This window comes from Peptococcus simiae (assembly GCF_046097595.1).
Lineage (GTDB): Bacteria > Bacillota > Peptococcia > Peptococcales > Peptococcaceae > Peptococcus > Peptococcus simiae.
The window spans coordinates 1-1,048 of record NZ_JBJUVG010000032.1; the positions used below are offsets into that span (position 1 = coordinate 1).

The 1,048-nt window shown below is 42.9% G+C and carries 1 protein-coding gene; it reads left to right on the forward strand.

Annotated elements, in window-relative coordinates:
• Positions 1-100 precede the first annotated feature (100 nt).
• Positions 101-1,039 (forward strand): IS30 family transposase, encoded by a 939-nt coding sequence (locus ACKQTC_RS09200; protein WP_408978146.1) that lies wholly within the window; start codon positions 101-103, stop codon positions 1,037-1,039.
• Positions 1,040-1,048 lie beyond the last annotated feature (9 nt).

A 1,048-nucleotide genomic window follows, 5' to 3' on the forward strand; every position in this document is an offset into this window, starting at 1 on the left:
CTTGAATTGTAATATTAAGTGCAACAGCCAAAAATAAAAGCCCATTAGGCCCTTCGTGTATAATAGAAATCAGCACAAATCTATATACGGAGGTATCCTAATGAGCTATCACCATCTTACAACATTTGAACGTGGTCGACTAGAGGCAATGCATAAAGAAGGACACAGTATCCGCTTTATTGCAGCTCAATTACTTAGAAGCCCATCTACCATCAGCCGTGAATTAAGACGCTGTGGGGGTAAGACCTATATTGCTGAAAATGCCCATCAAGACTACCAAGCAAAAAGGCAGGCTTCCTGCCGCAAAGGAAAAGCAAGTCCTGAGCTTGTAGCTATCATTTGTGAGAAGCTTCAAGCAACCTGGTCACCGGAGCAAATTGTAGGACGGCTTCTTCATGGAAGAGTTTGTGTAAAATCGATTTATCGCTGGCTTTACACTGGCCTTTTAGGTCTAGATGTAGATATTCTTCGCCATAAGGGCAAGAAAAAACAAGACGGTGATACCAGAGGCACTTTTGCCACTGGTTTATCCATTCATGATAGACCAGAAGAAGTGGAAGATAGGATGTCTATTGGCCATTGGGAAGCAGACAGTGTTTTATCGCCTAGGAATAAGAGTAAAGCTTGTGTGGCAACTTTCCTTGAACGTAAAAGCCGCTTATACTTGGCCTTCAAAATGCCTGATCGGACAGCAGTATCCATGAGGGATTCCATCGTTCAATTAGCAAAAATGGTGGGCAGTTCACTGGAAACAATCACAAGCGATCGGGGCAAAGAGTTTGCCTGCTATGAAGAAATTCAGGAAAGCCTAAAAGTACCTATTTATTTTGCAGATCCGGGGAGTCCCTATCAACGCGGGAGCAACGAAAACGCAAATGGACTTCTCAGAGAATTCTTTCCCAAAACAACTGACTTTTCTAAGGTCAGCGAAGACGCACTCGTTGAAGCCTTGTTAAAAATAAACAACCGACCTAGAAAATGCCTAGGGTGGAAAACACCTCTTGAAGTATTTCAACACGAAGTGTTGCACTTGATTTGACAATCTGCC